Below are 20,625 nucleotides of genomic sequence, written 5' to 3' on the forward strand. Positions count from 1 at the left end.
TTCCGTAATTATCGTAAAAAAATAGTCTGCCAAATCCTGTAAAGAAAGTCACTTCATCATCTTGAAATCAGGTTGAAGTCTTGTGAAGTTATCCGGTTCTAAAGCCGACAATTCGTCCATAAGCTATTGGTAAGAAGGAGGGGTACATGCCATGGTCGAACAATTGAAAGGAAAACACCAGGAGCTGCATTTAATGAATCGCAAGCTGCTGGAGATTTCGGGAGTCCTCAATGTGGAGAGCTTTGACAATGAGGAGTTTCTGCTGCAGACCGAATTAGGGCATTTGACGATCCGCGGACAAAATTTACATATTAAAAACCTGAACCTCGAGCAAGGGCTTGTCAGCATTGAAGGCCTGGTCAACACTTTGTCGTATTTGGAACAGGGCTCTCATCCGTCCGGCAAGGGACTGCTCGGCAAGCTGTTCCGATGAACTTGGAAACACAGTGGGTGACCCTTCTATGGATGTTCGCCTCCGGGGGGATCATGGGGGTCGTCTTCGACAGCTATCGCGTCGTCTCGGGACAATTCCGTTTTCCCCGCTGGAGTGTCCATGCCCTTGACCTGGTGTATTGGGCGGCAGCCGCCTTGTTTGTATTCCGTATGTTATACCGCAGCAACCATGGGGAACTAAGGTTCTATGTTTTTCTCGGGTTGTTTCTAGGTATTTGGATTTATTTTTTGCTCCTTAGTGTTCTAACGGAACGATTTGTGTTAATGTTAATATGGATAACTAACCAAATTTATCGGTTTATCGTAAGGATTATCCAGCTTTTCATCATTGCTCCGCTCCGCTGGTTGTACAAAGGAGCCAAGCTTCTGCTCGGTTTTGTCTGGATCGTGCTGCTGTTTCTCGGGCGGATCACGCTGCTGCCGCTGTGGAAATTAATTGTTTGGGCCCTTAGGCCTATATGGAAGCGGATGCGGATTCCGGAAGGGCTAAGCAGACTTAGGAGTTGGCTGGATTCCTGGAAGAATCGTATTATGCGTTTGTTACGCTGGTTTATTAAAGATTGATGCTTTAAGGAGGTGTCCCTGATGCGTACGGTTACGACAAATCCAAAGATGTCAAAAAATCCTCGGAATTCTCAAAAAACCGGAAGCTCCGGGGCACGGCGAAGGCTCCGGCTATGGCTCGGTTTTATGATCGTATTCCTCGGCTGGGCGGCGTATACGTATATTTCCCAGTCCGAAGTAATCGTCGGGAAGTCGCAGCAGCTTGCCAAGACGCAGGCCTCCAAGGAGCAAACCGAAGAAAGCTTGAACCAGCTTAAATATGAAGTCAACCGTCTGAAAGACCCCGAATATATCGGTCAAATTGCCATGAAGAAATACGGGCTGTATAAGCCCGGGGAAATTCCGGTTCGGGTATCGGAATCCGAAGCCGGAAATGACTGATCCCATGCGGGATATACGTCTGTTGACCTTGTTTCAGTCATTCGGTATAATCAAATCACCGCAGTCATGAATTTCGAGGCCTGGCTGTATATTTTTAAGGGAGGATCATTTTATTTTATGGCAATTGAAGTGGGCACCAAGTTAGAGGGAAAAGTGACAGGCATCACGCATTTCGGAGCATTTGTGGATCTGTCAGGAGGTGTCACGGGTCTCGTTCACATCTCGGAGATCGCCGACAACTACGTTAAAGATGTTAACGATCATCTGAAGATTGGCGACACGGTTACCGTTAAGGTAATCAATGTCGATAAGGACGGTAAGATCGGACTTTCCATCAAACAGGCTGTTGACAAGCCGGTAGAGGCTAGACCGCCTCGCGCACCGAGACCAGATCGGCCAAGCGGAAGAGACGGAGACCGTCCGGGCGGCGGATTCAATCGGGACCGTGGAGGACGCTCTTTCAAGCCCCCAGCCAACAAATCTTCCTTCGAAGACAAAGTATCTCGTTTCCTTAAGGACAGCGAGGAGCGAATTTCATCGCTCAAGAAGAACACGGAAGGCAAACGCGGCGGACGCGGTGCCAAACGAATGTAAAATCTAAAATGACCAAATACTTCAAACCCACCGCAGGTGATTGGCGCCTGCGGTTTTTTGTGCGCTTTTTTGCGGCCATCCCCGGCGAATCCGTGGCTTTTGCTGGAGCAAAGGAGGTTTTGTCGGCTGTCCGCTTTTGCCGACAGGTTCTTACGCAATTTTACGAGGATTATGCTCCTTTGGCGGCGTCCGCATTGCAAAGTCCATGCGAACATAGGGGCGCTTCCGGGCAACCATCGCCATGGCGGGCCTGCATTCGCGCTGTTTCGTAAACCCCTCTCAATTTGTCGGAAATTTCTTTGGACGTTCCTCCGGTATCTGACAAACTTTCCGCTTACGCGCTCCTATAATGGGACATACCTTACAAATTTGGAAAAGGCGGTGCCAGGATGTTGAACAAGTGGAATGTCACTCTGTTTCCAGGATTGAAAAAGGCAAAGGGGTGGAATAAAGAGGCGTGGTGGAACGAAGTTTTAAATTTGCCGGTCATTGGGCGGGCCGCGCGTTTTCTGGCGGCGAGCAAATGGAACGGGCTGCTGATCCTGATGAGTTTCCTGCTCGGGCGGGCGACGATATTGGACGAGCTGGCGCCGTTCGCGGTTGCTTTTTTTGCCGTCATGGTGTTTATGCGCCGGGACATAGCTATGGTAACGGCGGCGGTGATGGTGGCGGGCGCGATGTTTACGCCGGGAGCACAGGCCCATGCCGCCCAGATTGCGGTGGAACTGCTCATTTTCTATTTGCTGCAAAAAGGGCTGGAAGCGTTTGAGCGGGCGGATATTTCCTATGCGCCGATCATGGTGTTTACAAGCACGTTTTTCGTCGGACTGTTCGGCGCGGTCATCGGGCCGTCGCTGACCTGGTACGCGCTGACGATGACCGTGATGGACGCGCTGCTCAGCTTTGTGCTCACCCTGGTATTTATCCAGGCGGTTCCCGTCTTTACCTACCGCAAAAGACACTATCACCTGCGGGGCGAGGAAATTTTATGTCTCGTCATCCTGCTCGCTTCGGTTATGACCGGTACGGTCGGATGGGAAATTTCCGGGTTGTCCGCCGAGCATGTGCTGTCCCGCTATTTGATACTGCTGTTCGCTTTTGTGGGCGGCGCTCCGCTGGGCGCGTCGGTCGGGGTCATAACCGGGCTTATTTTAAGCTTGGCCGACACGTCGGCGCTCTATCAAATGAGCTTGCTGGCCTTTTCCGGCATGCTCGCCGGCATGATGCGGGAAGGGCGAAAATGGGCCGTCGGCTTCGGCATGCTGCTCGGTTCCTCGATACTTTCCATTTACATTGCCGGACCTGCGGACGTCATGTCCTCGACTTGGGAGAGCTGCGCTGCGGTGCTGTTGTTTCTTTTGACCCCGAAAAAAACGGTGAATGTCATCGCCAAATATGTGCCCGGCACGCAGGAGCATGTGAAAATGCAGCATGAATATGCCAAGCGGGTGCGCGACATTACGGCCGAGCGGGTGGCGCAGTTCTCCCAAGTCTTTAAGCAGCTGTCCCGAAGCTTTGGCCAAGTTTCCAGTTCGGGTGAAATCGTAAGGCGCGGTGAAGAAATCGACCATTTTATGAACGCCGTAACGGAAGGGGCTTGCGCCACCTGTTACCGCCGCGGCACGTGCTGGGACGGCAAATTTTATCAGACCTATAAATTGATGACGGAGATGATGACGGCGATCGAAGAGAAGCCGGACATTTCCCCGGACGAGCTGCCGCCGAGGTGGGGCAAGCTGTGCGTCAAAACCGACCAGGTGCTGGACGTGATGAAGCGGGAATATGAACTCTACCAACATGATATGCACTGGAAACAGCAAATATACGACAGCCGGCAGCTGGTGGCCGAGCAATTGTCCGGGGTGTCTCAGGTGATGGAGGACCTGGCGAAGGAAATCAAGCGCGAAGGACAAGCTATGTACCGGCAGGAGGAGCAAATCCGCGAGGCTTTGGAAAAAATGGGCTTGTCGATCCACAGCATCGATATCGTCAGTTTGGATCACGGCAACGTGGAGATCGAAGTCGTGCATGCATACACGCGCGGGTTTGATGAATGCCGGAAAATCATCGCTCCGCTGCTGTCGGATATTTTGGGCGAGCATATCGCGGTCATAAACGAGACGATGCACGGGGGAAAAGAAGGCCTTGCGACCGTTACGTTCGGTTCGGCCAAAGCGTTTGAAATTACGACCGGGGTGGCCGGCACCGCCAAGGGGGGCGATTTGCTGTCCGGCGACAGCTTCAGCGCCAAGGAACTGGGCAACGGCACTTACGCGGTTGCCATCAGCGACGGCATGGGCAACGGGGAACGGGCGCGACTGGAGAGCAGTACGGCGCTTAGCATTCTCGAACAGCTGCTGCAGTCGGGCATGGAGGAGACGCTGGCGATCAAATCGGTCAACTCGATCCTGATGCTGCGCTCGCCGGACGAGGTGTACGCCACGGTCGATATGGCGCTGATCGACCAATATACGGCGCGTACGATCTTTATGAAGATCGGGTCTTCCCCAAGCTTTATCAAACGCGGGAAGGAGGTGATTCCGATTTCGGCGAGCAACCTGCCGATCGGGATTATCCAGGACATCGAGGTCGATCTGGTGACGGTGCAGCTGTATCCCGGCGATACGCTGATCATGATGACCGACGGCATTTACGATGCGCCGGGCCCGGCGGTGAACAAAGAGCTGTGGATCAAGCGGCTGATCCAGGAGATCGGGGCCGACGATCCGCAGGAGATCGCCGATTGTCTGCTTGAATCGGTGATCCGCTATCAGAAAAACGTCATCCACGACGACATGACCGTCGCGGTGGCCACCGTCGATCATTTGCGGCCGCAGTGGTCCACGCTGCATATCCCCGGGATCAGCCGGTTGGAAAGGCCGCGTACGGTCAGTTAAGGGAGGACTTGAGGTGAGAACCTCAGGTTCTTTTTTTTGACCTTATAGTATTTATTAAAATTTCGGTCATGGTAGAGGGCGTTGTTTTGGCAGGTAGAGAGGGGAGGAGAAGAGGGACCTGGGACGGAGGCTAAGGGACACCAGAGCCGTTATTTGGGGAAAAACGCAGGTTTGCAAAATGTAACGGACACAGATGCCGTTATTTAGCCTAAATTGCCCTGGATGAACGGGTTTAGAGCGAAATAGAGTCGCCTGTGTCCGTTAGGCTGGGAAATACCCGGGAAATGGGCGGATAAGGTCGCTGGTGTCCCTTAGAGCAACATCCAAAGTAGAAGTCAGAGCCATTAAAGGACGCCGTTAGGCGTTTTTCTTACTCGAATTGTTGTTTTTCCTGAATTCGGGGGAAGCACGCTATAATATAGAGAGAAAGGGGCGTGTGGAATTGGATTACCGCGTGAACATAACATTTGAACCCCGGTATGAGCTATTGAGCAGTCTACATACAATCATTTGCCGTAAATCGCATAAAAAAATCGACCTTGCCCCGGCCTGGGTAAAGGAAACTTTAAACCATCTGACGCCTGGGTTCGCCTCCATGTTGAATGAGATGGAAGTCGACAGCGAATGGAAAATCACCTACCTGCTGACCTATCTGTGTCCGGACGGACTGGCGCCGGAGGCTTTTCTCGCTTGGCTGGAGGCCAAGACGCCGGGCGATTTATATGAGCTGATCGCCGGATACACCCAGCAGTTCCCCAAGGATATGGGGCTTTACCGCTCGCGGACGCTCGAGGTGTTGTCCGCGTGGAACGAGCAGTATTTCCGCCGGCTGGATCCGGCGGTGCCGGGCGCACTGCGGGCGGAAGCCGGACAGCGCAGAGCGGAACTGGACGGTGCCCCCGACCCGTTGGCGTTTGTTGAGCGGACGACCAATGGGCTGGCGTTTGCGCCGAAGGAAGGGCTGGAGCAACTGGTGCTGATGCCGCAATATCATTTCCAGCCAATGAACGTCATTTATCACTTTGGCAAGGTAACGTTGTGCCATTATGCGGCGCGAATCTACTTCGGCGACGAAACGGATTTTCCGCCGCAGGAATACCGCATGATCCGGGCGCTCGGTGAGCAAAGCCGGTTGAAAATCCTCCGTTACTTAAGCGAGGGCCCGCGAACGTTTACCGAAATCGTCCGCCATTTGAAATTGTCGAAAGGGATAACGCACGATCACGTGTTCAAGCTGCGCAGCGGCGGCTTCATCCGGGCCCACATCGAGGGAGAGACGGTCACCGAATACAGCCTGCGTGCGGAGATGCTGGATGTGATGCACCGGAAGCTGGTCGATTATATTAGGCCGCAGAAGTAATGGCAAAACGGCAAAAAGGGGCTCTACCTCTGGAAATCGGCGCTTAACTTACGGTTGATCTCAAATGGTCGCGAATGATCAGGCAATCCGGGTCGCTTTCTACGCTAACGGTTAACACCCGCGCTTATTCGAGCGAAAAAGCAATGGTTTTATTTTTAACGGTTGTAATCGTGCTTATTTAGGCGAAACCGCCCCATTACTGCCGAGAAAACGGGAAATAGGCTCGCTGGCAACCGTTACATTTTGAATTCGTTCGTTTTTACCCCAATAGCGTCGATTACAACCGTTAGATTTTTTGCAACGAACCGCCGGTCTTTAAAATAGCGGCATTTTATGTACTTATTATCCGGTGCTTAGCATGTTCATCCCCATTAGCGGTATTTTATGTACTTATTCTGCTAAGAATGGTCCGGAAAGTGGGCATTTCCTTACGTCCAAAAAAATAACGACATAAATTTCCTCTATTTCTCTCAAATGGACGGATATCGCCGAAATAGCGATGTTTTTTGTCCTTATGTTTTTCTCAGTCAGGAGTCTGCCAGGCAGCCTGGTTTTGTCCCCCCCCCAAAAAAATGCCCCCATTTTTCCAAAAAAAAGAAGGGCCGTCTCTTACGGCAGGTCGATTATGGTCAAACACCACCATGATCGGCCTGCTTTTTTATTTTGCAGTTCTATTTTTAAATTCTCCGAATAAAGAAAAATAAACAAGTTCTCTATTTACAGAACAAAATGTCATCCGTATAATGGTAAAAGCATATAGTTGAGTTATCTTATCGGAATTTAAGAGAATCATAAGCCGCGATCTGTTTACAGGCAAATGGGAGGGAGAAGGATGAACAAGATGAAGAGAACAAGAGTAACCGTACTGATGACGTTTTTGCTGACCGGCGCTCTGGTGTTGTCGGCCTGCACCGGCAATAACGGAGGCAGCGCCGCTCAGGAAGCCGGCCCGGCGCCGGCGGCCGCTGGGAACGGCCAAAGCACAGCCGCAGCCGGGAACGGCCAAAACGCAGCCGCCGCTAATGACGGCGATGCTGCGCCGACGGCCGCGCTGCAGTTCACTCCGGCCGGCGATTTGTCCAAATTGCCGGCCGTGGCCAAGCAGCGTACCGATACGATCATCGTCGGGCTGACCGATCCGAGCGGGGCGTTTACGCCGTATTTTCACCAAAGCGGCTATGACGGCAATGTATCTTCCCTGTTGTTTACGCCGCTCGTGACGGTGGACGACAAGGGGCTGCCGGCTCCGGGGTTGGCCGAAAGGTGGGATATTTCCGCAGACCAGCTGACGTATACGTTCCATCTGCGCAAAGATTTGAAGTTCAGCGACGGCTCGCCGCTGACGGCGGATGACGTGGCTTTTACCTGGACGCTGCTGCACGATAAAGCTTATGACGGAGACTCGCAAATTCCGACGCTGCATATTGAAGGCGGCGAAGCTTACAAAGAGGGTAAGGCAAACAGCATCTTCGGCATCACCGTCAAAGATCCATTGACCATCTCGGCCAAGCTGGAGCAGCCGAACGCCACGGCGCTGGTGCTGCTTGGCAGTGACGTGTTGTCCAAAGCCTATTACGGCAAGGATTACAAATTCGGCCAGCTCGACTACATTAAGAAGCTGCATGAGAAGCCCCTCGGCAACGGGCCTTACGTGCTGGAGAAATTCATTCCGGGGCAAGAGGTGCGCTATGTCGCCAACGAACATTACTATGCCGGCAAGCCCAAAACGGAGCGGTTTATCTATAAAACGTCGGAGGGTGACACTTGGCAGTACCTGGAGACCGGCGAAGTGGATTACGCTTCTTTTAGCGCTACAACAGAAAACATCGATAAGCTGAAAAGTTTGGGTTTCGTCAATATTTTGCCGTACACGCCTAGCACTTATGGTTACCTGCAGCTCAATCTTGAACATGAGTCACTGAAAGACAAGAAGGTTCGGCAGGCGCTAACGTACGGGCTCGACCGCCAAAGCATCTACGTCGACGCAAACCAGGGCGCCGGGCAAGTCGCCAACATTCCGGCTTCGCCGATCTCCTGGGCTTATACCGAAGAAGGCATCAACGATTACGCTTATGACGCGGACAAAGCCAACGAACTGCTGGATGAGGCGGGTTGGACGAAGGGCCAGGACGGAATCCGTGAAAAAGACGGCCAAAAGCTGACGATCCATTTCCTCGGCTCCAAAAACGCCCAGACCGACATTTTTATCGCCGTCGCCGCGGAGAACTTCGCCGCCATCGGCGTCGATTTTCAGCCGGAGGTGTTTGCCGACTTCAACGCGCTCGTCTCTAAAGTGGAAGGTGGAGACTACGATATTGCCTCCTTCTCCACGCCGATGCTGACGGACCCGTCCGAAGGGGTGGTGCAATTTGTGGATGGGGAAATCAAAGGCTATGATAACCCCAAAGTAAAGGAGCTGCACGACAAGGCGCTGGCCACCAGCGACATCGAGCAGCGCAAGGGGGCATACAAGGAGCTGTTCCAACTGCTCAACGACGAACTGCCAGTGATTTTCACTTCCTACAAAAAGACCGTGTACGCCTATAACGGCCGCATTCAAAATCTGTCCGTCAGTCCGTTTACCGGCCTGTCCTCCAGTCTGCCGAACTGGACGCTGCATTAAGAGCAATGAGCACATATATCGCCAAACGATTGATTTACATGGCGGCGATCCTGCTCGCCGCCTCGCTGCTGATTTTCTGCCTGTACGCGTTGACGCCCGGCGACTTCATCAGCGGCAACATCAAGCTGACGCCGGAGCGGAAGGCCGAACTGCGGGAAATTTACGGCTTGAACAAGCCGGTCCTGGAACGATACGCCGCATGGATGAAAAACGCCTTCCACGGCGACTTCGGCTACTCGCTGGCCCAGCAAAAACCAGTGCTTGCGCTGTTTAACGACTACATTTGGAATTCGTTCCTGCTGGCCGCGGTATCAACGTTCCTGACCTGGTTCATCGCGGTCATCGTTGGCGTTGTTTCAGCCTACAAGCAGTACTCCTGGTTTGATACGTTGGTGCTGGTGCTGATTTTTGCCGCGATGTCGCTGCCGTCATTTTTCATCGGCCTGTTTCTGATCAAAATCCTCGCCGTCGACTTCAAATGGCTGCCGCCGGGCGGCATGATTACGACCGGCAGCAATGCCACCGGACTGGCTTATGTCAAGGAAGTGATCCATCATATGACGTTGCCGGTGATCGTTATGACCATTTTGGGCGTCGGCTCGCTGACGCGTTATTTCCGCACGAACATGATCGACGTGATCAAGCAGGATTATATCCGGACGGCCCGCGCCAAAGGACTCAAAGAGAGCAAGGTGCTGTACCGCCACGCCCTGCGCAACGCGCTGCTGCCGGCGATCACGCTGGTCGGCTTCGAACTGCCCGCCCTGTTCGGCGGTTCGCTGATCATTGAGAAGATTTTCAACTGGCCGGGCATCGGGCAGCTGTATATGTCCTCTTTTTCGCTTAGGGATTATCCGCTGCTGATGGGCTTTACGATGCTGATCGCGATTCTGACCGTCATCGGAACGCTGCTGTCGGATCTGCTGTACCGCGCCGCCGATCCGCGCGTCCGGTTGCATTAGGGGGCTAGGCGAAATGACCTTATTCCAGAAAAAAATATCGCAGCCGAGCCAAGCGGCCTTGCCTGCTTCCGCGTTCAAGAAGCCGTCGCTGTGGCGGCAATCGCTACGCCGGCTGCTGCGCAATAAACTGGCCGTGTCCGGTTTCATCGTCGTCGCCTTCATGTTTGCCGCCTGTTTCTTAGGGCCGCTGTTTTCGCCTTACGCCGATAACAAGATCAACATGGCGTTCATGAACAAGCCGCCGAGCTGGCAGCATTGGCTGGGCACCGACAAGCTGGGCCGGGATGTGCTTACCCGGGTGCTGCAGGCGGGGCGCATTTCGCTGACCGTCGGTTTGGCCTCGATGGTGTTGTCCGTGTTCCTCGGCACGCTGCTCGGAGCCATCGCCGGGTATTACCGCGGCGTCGTCGACCAAATCATCATGCGGCTGGCCGACCTGCTGCTGACGATCCCCGGCCTGCCGCTGCTGTTCATCTCCGGGGCGCTGCTGTCGGAATGGAAGGTGCCAACCGATTACCGCATGTACATCGTCATGCTGATGCTCAGCCTGGTCAACTGGCCGGGGCTGGCGCGGATGATCCGCGGCCAGATGCTCAGCCTGCGGGAGCGGGAATTTATGCAGGCGGCGGTGGTGTTGGGGCTGCGCGACCGGCGCAAGCTGATCCGTCACCTGCTGCCGAACCTTGTGCCGCTGATCATCGTCATGGCGACGCTGAACATCGGCGGGGCGATTTTGAGCGAATCGGTGCTGAGCTTCTTCGGGCTTGGCGTCATGCCGCCGACGCCCACCTGGGGCAACATGATCGACGCCGCCAACAATATGATCGACTTCCAGCAGCATCCCTGGCTGTGGATTCCGCCGGGGTTGTCCATTTTCGCTACCGTCATCGCCATCAATTTGTTCGGTGACGGCCTGCGCGACGTGCTGGACCCCAAAATGAACAGGTAGGTGAACGACAGATGTCAACTTTGCTGGAGATAGAGCGTTTGAGCGCGCATTTTACGACGGAAGAAGGAAGAATCAAGGCGGTTGACGAGGTGAGCCTGCGGATATTGCAGGGGGAAACCGTCTGCATCGTCGGCGAGTCCGGCTGCGGCAAAAGCGTGACGGCGATGTCGGTTATGGGCCTGCTGCAAGGGGCCGGCGTCGAAATCGGCGGGAAAATCAAATTCGGGGATACCGATTTGCTGTCCCTCGGCAAGCACCATTTGCGAACGATCCGGGGCCATGAGATCGCGATGATTTTTCAGGAGCCGATGTCTTCGCTCAATCCGGTCCTGACGATCGGGGAGCAGATGATCGAGCCGATGGCCCTGCATCTGAAGCTGAGCAAGAAGGAAGCCCGCCGCCGCGCCGTGGAGCTGATCGAGCAGGTTGGCATATCCCGGCCCGGGCAGATTATGAACAATTATCCGCATGAGCTGAGCGGCGGGATGCTGCAGCGGGTCATGATCGCGATGGCGATCTCCTGCGCGCCGAAGCTGCTCATCGCCGATGAACCGACGACGGCGCTCGACGTGACGATCCAGGCGCAGATTCTCGATATGCTGCGGCAGATCAAGGCCGAATCGAACATGGCGATCCTGCTGATCACCCACGATTTGGGCGTCGTGGCCGAAATGGCCGACTACGTAGTCGTCATGTATGCCGGAAAAATCGTCGAGGAAGGCGAGGTGACCCGGCTGTTCGAGTCGCCCAAGCATCCGTACACGCAAGGGCTGCTGAAGTCCAAGCCGATTATGGGACAGCGCCAGGATGAACTGTTTTCGATCCCAGGGCAGGTGCCCAACCTGCTGGAGCTAAAGCCATCGTGTTATTTTCACGACCGCTGCGCCCATTGCATGGACGTTTGCCGGACGAAGGAACCGGCGCTAGGGCGGGTCGGAGACGGGCAGAAAGCCGCCTGCTGGCTGTATGAGGAGGGGGAGCGTCATGGCTGAACCGCTGCTGGAGGTACGGCATTTGAAGAAGTATTTTCCGGTGAAAACGGGGCTATTGCAGCGGACGGCCGGACAGATCAAGGCGGTGGACGACATCAGCATCACCATCCGGGCCGGGGAAACGTTTGGCCTGGTCGGGGAATCGGGCAGCGGCAAAAGCACGGTCGGCCGCAGCATCGTCCGCCTCACCGAGAAAACGGGCGGCGAGATCCTGTTCAAAGGCACCGACCTGTACGGCCTGCCGGACGCCGAATTACGCCGGCTGCGCCCGAAGCTGCAGATGATTTTCCAGGATCCGTACGGCTCGCTGAATCCGCGCATCCGGGTGGGGGACGCGATCGGGGAAGCGCTGCTCGACCACGGACTGCTGCCCAAGGCGGAAATCCGCGACCGCGTGCTGGAGGTGCTGGCTTCGTGCGGCTTGTCCTCCTATCATATCGACCGCTATCCCCACGAATTCTCCGGCGGGCAGCGCCAGCGGATCGGGATCGCCCGGGCGCTGATCCTGAATCCCGAGCTGATGATCGCCGACGAGCCTGTGTCCGCTCTGGACGTGTCGATTCAGGCGCAGATCATCAATCTGTTCCGCAAGCTGCAGGAGAACCGGGGACTTACGTATCTGTTCATTTCCCATGATTTGAGCGTGGTCGAGCATCTCTGCACGCAGGTCGGCGTGATGTACCTTGGCGGCCTGGTCGAAACAGCCTCGCGGGACGAATTGTTCCTTCATCCGCTGCACCCGTACACCAAAGCGCTGCTGTCCGCGGTGCCGCTGCCCATCCCGAGGTTAAAGCGGGAGCGGATCATTTTGAAAGGAGATATCCCGAGCCCGGCCAATCCGCCTTCCGGCTGCAAATTCCATACGCGCTGCCCGTTTGCCGCCGCCGAATGCAAGGAGCGCGTCCCGGAATTCCGCGATGCGGGCGGGGGACACTTTGTGGCTTGCCATCTGGTCTGATGAGGGGGAGTTTATGTCTCGGTAAGGTTGTACAAGTCCAAACCAGAACTTGGAGTCAGCCTCATACCCATTTGCCCGCTTCAGTTCTACTCCGTGAACCCTTTCCCTTCTTTCCTGAGCCGAAGCACCAAGTGCCTCGGCTCTTTCCAATCTGTGGACTCTGCTCTAACGTACACCAGCGACCTTATCCGCCCATTTCCCGGGTATTTCCCAGCCTAACGGACTCAGGTGACTCTATTTGGCTCAAAACCAGTGCATCCGGGCCGATTTGAGGTAAATAAGGTCATCTGTGTCCGTTACATTTTTCAAACCTCCGTTTTTCCGCAAATAAGGTCTCTGAGGTCCTTTAGCCTCCAGATTCCTCTACTCCCCCGCCGCCCTGTCTTTTCCTTGCAGTTTATACTTCCGTCTCTCTGGAAATGCTAGAAAGAAAGACTATGAATCTATATAAGTTGAACTAAAGTAATGCGGAAGTTAGGCAAGAGTGTTCAATATTCTAAAAGAGTACGCATTTTAGAATATTGAACCTAGGTGAAATGATTCTGAAGAAACTCAAAGCTTTCTGTAAGAAAGCTGCATCGGAAGCATATGCTTGGTCGCCTTTGCGAGCGGATTTCTTCCTTGTTGGAATCAATAAAATCATAGAAATCCGCGAACAACAGCGATCGTAAGAACATTTCACACGGCTGCCCTGATCCGTACAATCAACAGTTCAACTTATATAACTTGGAAGGCGGGATAAGGAATGAAACAGATTATGCTGATAACCGACGGGTGCTCCAATGTGGGGGAAAGTCCGGTGATGGCGGCGGCGCTGGCCAAGCAGGAAGGGATCACCGTCAATGTTGTCGGGATTGTGGATTACGGGACGATCGGGGAGCTCGGCAGCGTGGAGATCGCCGAAATCGCCAAGGCCGGCGGGGGCATGAGCCGGATTGTCGGCACGGAAAATCTGGCGCAAACGATGCAGATGATGACGCGAAAAACGGTGGTGCAGACGATCCAGCAGGCGGTCAATAAGGAGATTCGCCAAATTCTCGGAGATCAAACGGTGGGCGATTTGCCGCCGGAGACGCGTTCGCAGGTCGTCGAGGTGATCGACGAGCTTAGCGAGAGCAGTCCGCTGCAGGTCGCTTTGCTAATCGACGCCAGCGCCAGCATGAAGCCGAAGCTGCGCGCGGTGGAAGAGGCGATTCGCGATATGATGCTCAGCCTGGGCGCCAGAAAAGGGGAAAGCAAGCTGGCGGTTTTTCATTTTCCGGGGGCGCACAGCGGAGAGGATGCTGTTCTTGACGTGGATTGGACCGGCGATTTGGGGACGGCAAGGTCGATTTTCCAGCGTCTCGTCATGCGGGGAGCTACGCCAACCGGTCCGGCGATCTTGAAGGTGATGGATTTCATGCGATATGGTACACTGGATGGACATGGAAAGTCTTGGCGCGAGGAGACGGATGGAAGAGATGGAATTCTCGGAGACTACGTCGTTTAAACTGAATCTGCCGCAAGGGACGCGCATCAGCGGCCGCTGGAAGGGCGGCCGCTATGTGGTCCAGCGTTTGCTGGGTAAAGGGGCCAACGGCGTCGTATACCTGGTGAAGCAGGAGAAAAACGCGAAATTGTACGCGCTGAAGCTGGGCTTCGACACGCTGGACATCCAATCGGAAATCAATGTGCTGAAAGCGCTGCAGCGCCAGCGGCGGCGGAGAGGGGCTGCAGAGGTGGATCTCGCTTATTTGGTTGAGGTCGATGACTTTGCTTACCGGGGCAGGGAGATTCCGTTCTACGTGATGCGGTATGTGCAGGGAGAGCCGCTCAGCGCTTTTCTGGCGCGCCGGGGGAGCCGGTGGCTGGACGTCGCCGGTTACAATCTGCTGCAGCAGCTGCGGCGTCTGCATGGGTCGGGGTGGGTGTTTGGCGATCTGAAGCCGGAAAACGTCCTGGTCGCCGCCTACGGCGAGGTGGAGCTGATCGATTACGGCGGCGTGACCGCCACTGGCCACAGCATCAAGCAGTTTACCGAGTGGTATGACCGCGGCTTTTGGGATGCGGGGAGCCGGTCCGCGGATCCGGGGTACGACCTGTTTTCGTTTGCCGTCGTATGCATCCACCTGCTGGCCGAGCAGCCGCTCAAAAAAGCGGCCATCCAGCTGCCGCAAACGCGCAGCCGCCACGATCTGCTGGCCATCGTCAACCAAACGCCGGCGCTGGCCTCATATCGCGGTTGGCTGCAAAAGGCGATTAACGGCGAGTTTACGGATACGCAGGAGGCGTGCCGGGAATGGAAAGAGCTGGTCTCGGCGAATTTCAGCCCCAGGCGGAAGTCGAGGCCGTCCACGCCCCGCTGGATTGTGGGCGCGTTTGCCGTGTCGCTGACTCTGCTGGCTTGCGCGTTATATTTAACGCTGCGGTTTTGATGGGAGAAGGAGTTCATATGAAAGAACAAACGTTGCATCGCCTGGTGGAGCTCGCTTCGCGCACCGGGCGGCAAGAGCGGCTGTGGTCCCGCGGGGACCGGATCGTCGTGGCCGTGTCCGGAGGAGTGGATTCGACGGTTCTTTTACATATAATGAAAGAAATTGCGGCCGGCGAGGGGCTGGAACTGATTTGCGCCCACTTGAACCACGGCCTGCGCGGGAGCGAAGCGGACCGCGATGCGGATTTCGTCCGGGAGCTGGCGGCGAGGCTTGACGTCCCGTTTGAACTCGGCTATGCCGACGTGCTTACTTATATGAAGGAATCGGGTAAAGGCCTGGAGCTGGCGGCGCGGGAAAAAAGATACGAGTTCCTGCGGCGCACCGCGGTGCGGCACGAGGCGGCATCGATAGCTTTGGGCCACCATGCCGACGATCAGGCGGAGACGGTCCTCATGCGTTTGCTGCGGGGGAGCGGTCCTTCGGGGCTGGCGGGAATGCGGTTCAAGCGCCGGGAAAAAAATGTGGAACTCATCCGCCCGCTGCTGCGTATATACAAGACGGATTTGCTCCGGGCTTGCGAGGAATCCGGCATCCCATACATGACCGATAGCAGCAACCTGTCTACGGAATATACGCGAAATTCGCTTAGACTGGATGTGTTGCCTTTTTTGGGGCAATATAATGATCAGTTGGCGGTATCGCTGAACCGGCTGGCCGAGGTGGCCGGGGCTGAGGATGATTTTTTGGCCCGGGAATCGTCCAAGGCTTACGCTGAAATCGTCCGTGCGGACCAAGGAGGGGCATTGTTCGAAATTGCGCCTTTTGCCTCTTTACATGTCGCTTTACAACGGAGGTTGATTAAACTAATATTAAATTATCTGCCTTTAAGCACGGAAGAAAGCGATTTTATCAAGATTGAAGCGGTTCGTACCGGGGCGGTTCAGGACCGGCCCACGACATGGAGCCTTGATCTTGGCGGCGGCTGGCGGGCCATGCGCGAGTACGGCACGATCCGTTTTGTCTCCGTTGCTGCGGAAAGTCAGATTCCTCACTATACATATTCAGTGGAGCAATTCCCTGCGGAAGTGACGATTCCGGGCGCGGGCCGGACTTTGCGGATCACGCGGCTGCCGGCCGGCATGGATACCGCTATTGCAAAGGCAGCGAGCAACGATGAAGCCTTATTTGACGCGGATGAGCTGGTCTGTCCGCTTACAGTGCGTTCCCGGCTCCCGGGAGACGCGATGAAAGTCATGGGACTAAACGGTAGCAAAAAGGTAAAAGATATTTTCATCGACGAGAAAATACCTCCATCCCTTCGCTCCCGCATCCCGCTGGTGACGGATGCCGATGGCCGGATATTATGGATTCCCGGCGTTCGCCGTTCCGCGCATGCCGCAGTGAGCCGGCACACGTCCGTGGCGTTGCACATGATTTGGGATTAAATCGGCAAACCGGGCGGCTCCTTAAGGTTTAGCGAAAGACCGGCATTCATAGTATAACGTAGGAGGTTTACTTATTTTGCAGAACGATATTCAGGAAATATTGATTACCCGGGAACAGATCGAAGCCAAGGTCAAGGAGCTGGGAAAACAGCTTAGCGCAGAGTATGAGGGACGTAATCCCCTTGTGATCTGTATACTTAAAGGGGCCTTTATTTTTATGGCGGATCTGGTGAAGGAAATTACCGTGCCGATCGAACTCGATTTTATGGCGGTTTCCAGCTACGGCGCTTCGACCCGTTCTTCCGGTGAAGTGAAAATCATCAAGGATTTGGATAACTCCGTCGAAGGGCGGGATATCCTGATCGTGGAGGATATTATCGACAGCGGGCTGACGCTCAGTTATTTGATCGATGTGCTGGAACGGCGGAAAGTGAAATCGGTGAAAATCGTTACGCTGTTTGACAAACCCGCGCGGCGTACGGTGAAATTGGAAGCTGATTTATCGGGATTTGTTCTGCCGGACGCTTTTGTTGTGGGATACGGTCTGGACTATGCCGAGAAATACCGCAACCTCCCATACATCGGAGTACTGAAGCCGGAAATTTACACCAGTTGATTTCGTCGTCCCGTTTTGGACGAAAGACCACCTCGCCTGATTTTTGAAATGGCGTGTGCGGCTATGGTAAAATAACTTAAGGTTCTGAGAGGAGGTAGGGGATGAGTCGGTTCATCCGGAATTCTGGTTTTTATTTGATACTTTTCTTAGTCGTGGTGGGCATCGTCCAATTCCTCAACGGCGGACAAGAAGCAACCGTCACCCCTAGTTATACGGAATTGCGCCAGCAGCTCAAGAATGACAAGGTTGCTGAAATCACCGGTAAATTCGACGGTTACGCTTATCTGATAACCGGTAAGTATAGAGATGACGTCGGGAACGAAAAGACGAAGAACTTCTCTCTCTATATTCCTTACGACACGAACGTCCTGAAGGAAATTACGGACCTGAGCGAGCAGAAGGGTTTTGAAGTGAAGTGGGAGAAGATGCGGGGCGAAAGCATCTGGGTCACCTTCCTGACTTCCATCGTACCGCTTGCGATCATGTTCATTTTGTTCTTCTTCCTGTTTAACCAGGCGCAGGGCGGCGGCGGCAAAGTGATGAACTTTGGCAAGAGCCGGGCCCGTCTCTATAATGAAGAGAAGAAAAAGGTCACATTCGAGGACGTGGCGGGGGCAGACGAAGAGAAACAAGAACTTGTTGAAGTCGTTGATTTTTTGAAGGATCCGCGGAAATTTTCCGCCGTGGGCGCGCGGATTCCGAAAGGCGTTTTGCTCGTGGGCCCTCCAGGTACCGGTAAAACTTTGCTTGCTCGCGCGGTAGCCGGCGAGGCCGGCGTTCCGTTTTTCAGCATTTCCGGTTCCGATTTCGTGGAAATGTTCGTTGGGGTCGGGGCGTCCCGCGTGCGCGATTTGTTTGAAAACGCCAAGAAAAACGCACCGTGTATCATCTTTATCGACGAAATCGACGCGGTGGGCCGTCAGCGCGGCGCCGGTCTCGGCGGCGGGCATGACGAACGCGAGCAGACGCTGAACCAATTGCTCGTGGAAATGGACGGCTTCGGGGGCAATGAAGGCATCATTATCATCGCGGCCACGAACCGCGCCGATATTCTTGATCCGGCTTTGCTGCGGCCGGGGCGTTTTGACCGGCAAATTACGGTCGACCGTCCGGACGTCAAAGGCCGCGAAGCGGTACTGCGCGTGCATGCCCGCAACAAACCGCTGACCAAGGACGTCAAGCTGGACGTCATCGCCAAACGCACGACCGGGTTCACCGGGGCCGATTTGGAGAACCTGCTGAACGAAGCGGCGCTCCTTGCGGCACGGCGGAACCGCAAAGATATTTCCATGCGCGAAGTGGACGAAGCGATCGACCGCGTCATCGTCGGTACGGAGAAACGCAGCCGCGTGATCAGCGACCGCGAGAAACGGATCGTCGCTTTCCACGAAGCGGGGCATACAATCGTCGGTTATTATTTGGAACATGCCGATATGGTCCACAAAGTGACGATTGTTCCGCGCGGCCGCGCCGGCGGTTACGTCATTATGCTGCCGAAGGAAGACCGGATGCTCGTTACGAAAAACGAGCTGCTGGATAAAGTCACCGGTTTGCTTGGCGGACGTGTATCCGAGGAGATATACATCGGCGAAATCGGCACCGGAGCATACAGCGACTTCCAGCAGGCGACGAGCATCGTGCGCAGCATGATCGTCGAATACGGGATGAGCGAGAAGCTCGGCCCGATGCAGTTCGGCACGTCGCAGGGCCAGGTGTTCCTGGGCCGCGATATCGGGCACGAGCAGAACTACAGCGATCAGATCGCTTACGAAATCGATCAGGAGATGCAGCGCTTCATCAACGAATCGTATGAACGATGCAGAAAGCTGCTGATCGAGCATGAGCGTGAGGTTCGCCTTGTGGCGGAAACGCTGCTTGAGGTGGAAACGCTGGAGCTTGATCAAATCAAGCAGCTGATCGAAACCGGCTCGCTGGACGGAACCGGTGGAGACGGCGGCAATGGCAGCGGTTCTGCGGAGCCGGGCGAAGCGACCGTCGACAATATCGGAGATGTCCGCGTCCGCATCCAAGGCAAAACCGAGGATCCGGCGCCGTCCGGCCCGATCGGGGATATCCCGAACGATGTGCCGAGCGGTACGGCGAACGATCGCACCAACGATCCGGTCGTTGATGCGCCGCAAGGCACCGTCAGCGATACGCCGGGCAAATCCGATGCCGGTGAGGACGATAAAGGCGATGGGAGTAACGGCGGCAACAACGGCGGAAACACGCCAACCGTGTAAACTTACCATTACGCACATAACCCCTGGGAAACGTAAGGTTTCCCGGGGGTTTTTTAAAATTAAAATTTTAACGAATCTTCCCTTTAACGGTGGATTTGCCTTATAAATCGCTGGGATTCGGCGTTATGCTTGGCGCTCTGCCTCATTGACAGCGTCTTTCAGCTTGTGTAAATTAGTTGGTAAACACCGTGTGAAATTTGATACGTTCTAGGGGGAGGAAATCGGGTGGAGGCTCTAGCGCTGGAGCGGAAAGCGGAAATGAACCGGGAGCTGAAGGAAAGGCTGTTCCAGCTCAAGAAGGAACGGAATGCAATTATACTTGCCCATTATTATCAACGCGATGAAATTCAAGAGGTCGCCGACTTCCGTGGCGATTCCTTTTTGTTGGCCCAAAAGGCAGCTTCAACGGACGCGGAAACGATCGTGTTCTGCGGGGTGCATTTTATGGGTGAGAGCGCAAAGATTTTGGCGCCGGACAAAACGGTGCTGATCCCCGACGAGCGGGCGGGATGCCCGATGGCCGATATGGTGAACGTCGATGGATTGCGGAAGCTGAAAGCGCAGCATCCGAATGCCAAAGTGGTGACGTACATCAATTCCTCGGCGGAAATCAAGGCGGAAACGGATATCTGCTGCACTTCGTCCAACGCGGTGAAGGTCATCAATTCGGTTGATGCCGACGAAATCATCTGGGTGCCGGACAAAAACCTCGGCCATTACGTCCAGCAGCATACCGACAAGAAGCTGATCATCTGGGAAGGCTACTGCAATACGCACGACATGCTGACGGTCAAAGACGTGGTGGAGATGAAGGCCAAATACCCGAACGCCGAGTTTGTCGTGCACCCGGAATGCCGTCCGGAAGTGGTGGAGATGGGCGATTTCGTGGGCAGCACGACAGCGATTTTGGACCACTGCAAAAACTCGCCGGCCCAAGAATTCATCGTAGGGACCGAGGACGGAACCGGGTATCAATTGCGCAAAGACAGCCCGGATAAAACGTTCCATTTTGCCACCAAGTTTCTCGTTTGTCCGAATATGAAAGTCAATAATCTGAAAAAACTGGTCAAATGTCTGGAAACGATGCAGCCGCAGATTTACGTACCGCCCGTCGTTGCCGACAAAGCGAGACTTTCTTTAGAGCGCATGTTACAGGTCAAGTAGCATGCGCTAC

17 protein-coding genes are annotated in these 20,625 nt (G+C 54.8%); all 17 read left to right on the forward strand.

What is annotated here, in order from left to right:
• The first annotated feature begins 151 nt into the window (after positions 1–151).
• The 17 genes from yabP to nadA all read left to right on the forward strand — a co-directional run bounded on the left by yabP (position 152) and on the right by nadA (position 20,615).
• Positions 152–433, forward strand: a complete 282-nt coding sequence (yabP, locus tag EHV15_RS09070) for a sporulation protein YabP (RefSeq protein WP_128630918.1) — start codon at positions 152–154, stop codon at positions 431–433.
• The gene (gene yabQ / locus EHV15_RS09075) at positions 430–1,017 is read left to right on the forward strand and encodes a spore cortex biosynthesis protein YabQ (protein WP_128630919.1); all 588 of its coding nucleotides are present in this window, start codon (positions 430–432) and stop codon (positions 1,015–1,017) included. The genes yabP and yabQ overlap by 4 nt, the downstream gene beginning before the upstream one ends.
• Before the next feature lie 21 nt (positions 1,018–1,038).
• Entirely contained in the window at positions 1,039–1,398 is a 360-nt protein-coding gene (locus tag EHV15_RS09080) for an FtsB family cell division protein (protein WP_128630920.1), read from the forward strand.
• Between the two features lie 117 nt (positions 1,399–1,515).
• Entirely contained in the window at positions 1,516–1,992 is a 477-nt protein-coding gene (locus EHV15_RS09085; protein WP_128630921.1) for a S1 domain-containing RNA-binding protein, read from the forward strand.
• Between the two features lie 389 nt (positions 1,993–2,381).
• Entirely contained in the window at positions 2,382–4,889 is a 2,508-nt protein-coding gene (gene spoIIE / locus EHV15_RS09090; protein WP_128630922.1) for a stage II sporulation protein E, read from the forward strand.
• 436 nt (positions 4,890–5,325) lie between these two features.
• Positions 5,326–6,249 carry an ArsR/SmtB family transcription factor gene (locus EHV15_RS09095; protein WP_246061427.1) on the forward strand — a complete coding sequence of 308 codons (924 nt, stop codon included), beginning with the start codon at positions 5,326–5,328 and terminating at the stop codon, positions 6,247–6,249.
• Between the two features lie 841 nt (positions 6,250–7,090).
• Entirely contained in the window at positions 7,091–8,872 is a 1,782-nt protein-coding gene (locus EHV15_RS09100) for an ABC transporter substrate-binding protein (protein WP_128635255.1), read from the forward strand.
• Positions 8,873–8,877: 5 nt separating this feature from the next.
• Entirely contained in the window at positions 8,878–9,834 is a 957-nt protein-coding gene (locus tag EHV15_RS09105) for an ABC transporter permease (RefSeq protein ID WP_128630924.1), read from the forward strand.
• Positions 9,835–9,847: 13 nt separating this feature from the next.
• Entirely contained in the window at positions 9,848–10,783 is a 936-nt protein-coding gene (gene opp4C / locus EHV15_RS09110; RefSeq protein ID WP_128630925.1) for an oligopeptide ABC transporter permease, read from the forward strand.
• Positions 10,784–10,794: 11 nt separating this feature from the next.
• Positions 10,795–11,775 carry an ABC transporter ATP-binding protein gene (locus EHV15_RS09115; RefSeq protein ID WP_128630926.1) on the forward strand — a complete coding sequence of 327 codons (981 nt, stop codon included), beginning with the start codon at positions 10,795–10,797 and terminating at the stop codon, positions 11,773–11,775.
• Positions 11,768–12,733, forward strand: a complete 966-nt coding sequence (locus EHV15_RS09120) for an ABC transporter ATP-binding protein (RefSeq protein ID WP_128630927.1) — start codon at positions 11,768–11,770, stop codon at positions 12,731–12,733. The genes EHV15_RS09115 and EHV15_RS09120 overlap by 8 nt, the downstream gene beginning before the upstream one ends.
• Before the next feature lie 745 nt (positions 12,734–13,478).
• A complete protein-coding gene (locus EHV15_RS09125) occupies positions 13,479–14,222 on the forward strand; it encodes a vWA domain-containing protein (RefSeq protein ID WP_128630928.1) in 744 nt (247 codons plus the stop codon).
• On the forward strand, positions 14,194–15,147 hold the full coding sequence (locus tag EHV15_RS09130; protein WP_128635256.1) for a serine/threonine protein kinase: 954 nt from the start codon (positions 14,194–14,196) through the stop codon (positions 15,145–15,147). Before EHV15_RS09125 ends, EHV15_RS09130 begins: the two co-directional genes overlap by 29 nt.
• Positions 15,148–15,164: 17 nt before the next feature.
• A complete protein-coding gene (gene tilS / locus EHV15_RS09135) occupies positions 15,165–16,592 on the forward strand; it encodes a tRNA lysidine(34) synthetase TilS (protein ID WP_128630929.1) in 1,428 nt (475 codons plus the stop codon).
• A gap of 76 nt (positions 16,593–16,668) precedes the next feature.
• On the forward strand, positions 16,669–17,208 hold the full coding sequence (gene hpt, locus EHV15_RS09140) for a hypoxanthine phosphoribosyltransferase (RefSeq protein WP_036618088.1): 540 nt from the start codon (positions 16,669–16,671) through the stop codon (positions 17,206–17,208).
• Between the two features lie 101 nt (positions 17,209–17,309).
• Positions 17,310–19,451, forward strand: a complete 2,142-nt coding sequence (gene ftsH / locus EHV15_RS09145) for an ATP-dependent zinc metalloprotease FtsH (RefSeq protein ID WP_128630930.1) — start codon at positions 17,310–17,312, stop codon at positions 19,449–19,451.
• Between the two features lie 225 nt (positions 19,452–19,676).
• The gene (gene nadA, locus EHV15_RS09150; protein ID WP_128630931.1) at positions 19,677–20,615 is read left to right on the forward strand and encodes a quinolinate synthase NadA; all 939 of its coding nucleotides are present in this window, start codon (positions 19,677–19,679) and stop codon (positions 20,613–20,615) included.
• Positions 20,616–20,625 lie beyond the last annotated feature (10 nt).

The sequence above is a fragment of the Paenibacillus oralis genome (assembly GCF_003863965.1).
In the GTDB taxonomy this organism is placed as follows: Bacteria; Bacillota; Bacilli; order Paenibacillales; family Paenibacillaceae; genus Fontibacillus; species Fontibacillus oralis.

Excerpts from the sequence above, each read along its gene's own strand:
- EHV15_RS09080 (WP_128630920.1), top strand. The coding sequence starts at position 1,039 with ATGCGTACGGTTACGACAAATCCAAAGATGTCAAAAAATCCTCGGAAT.
- EHV15_RS09115 (WP_128630926.1), top strand. The coding sequence starts at position 10,795 with ATGTCAACTTTGCTGGAGATAGAGCGTTTGAGCGCGCATTTTACGACG.
- tilS (WP_128630929.1), top strand. The coding sequence starts at position 15,165 with ATGAAAGAACAAACGTTGCATCGCCTGGTGGAGCTCGCTTCGCGCACC.
- EHV15_RS09100 (WP_128635255.1), top strand. The coding sequence starts at position 7,091 with ATGAAGAGAACAAGAGTAACCGTACTGATGACGTTTTTGCTGACCGGC.
- EHV15_RS09085 (WP_128630921.1), top strand. The coding sequence starts at position 1,516 with ATGGCAATTGAAGTGGGCACCAAGTTAGAGGGAAAAGTGACAGGCATC.
- EHV15_RS09125 (WP_128630928.1), top strand. The coding sequence starts at position 13,479 with ATGAAACAGATTATGCTGATAACCGACGGGTGCTCCAATGTGGGGGAA.
- EHV15_RS09130 (WP_128635256.1), top strand. The coding sequence starts at position 14,194 with ATGGAATTCTCGGAGACTACGTCGTTTAAACTGAATCTGCCGCAAGGG.
- yabP (WP_128630918.1), top strand. The coding sequence starts at position 152 with ATGGTCGAACAATTGAAAGGAAAACACCAGGAGCTGCATTTAATGAAT.
- ftsH (WP_128630930.1), top strand. The coding sequence starts at position 17,310 with ATGAGTCGGTTCATCCGGAATTCTGGTTTTTATTTGATACTTTTCTTA.
- opp4C (WP_128630925.1), top strand. The coding sequence starts at position 9,848 with ATGACCTTATTCCAGAAAAAAATATCGCAGCCGAGCCAAGCGGCCTTG.
- yabQ (WP_128630919.1), top strand. The coding sequence starts at position 430 with ATGAACTTGGAAACACAGTGGGTGACCCTTCTATGGATGTTCGCCTCC.
- spoIIE (WP_128630922.1), top strand. The coding sequence starts at position 2,382 with ATGTTGAACAAGTGGAATGTCACTCTGTTTCCAGGATTGAAAAAGGCA.
- EHV15_RS09120 (WP_128630927.1), top strand. The coding sequence starts at position 11,768 with ATGGCTGAACCGCTGCTGGAGGTACGGCATTTGAAGAAGTATTTTCCG.
- EHV15_RS09105 (WP_128630924.1), top strand. The coding sequence starts at position 8,878 with ATGAGCACATATATCGCCAAACGATTGATTTACATGGCGGCGATCCTG.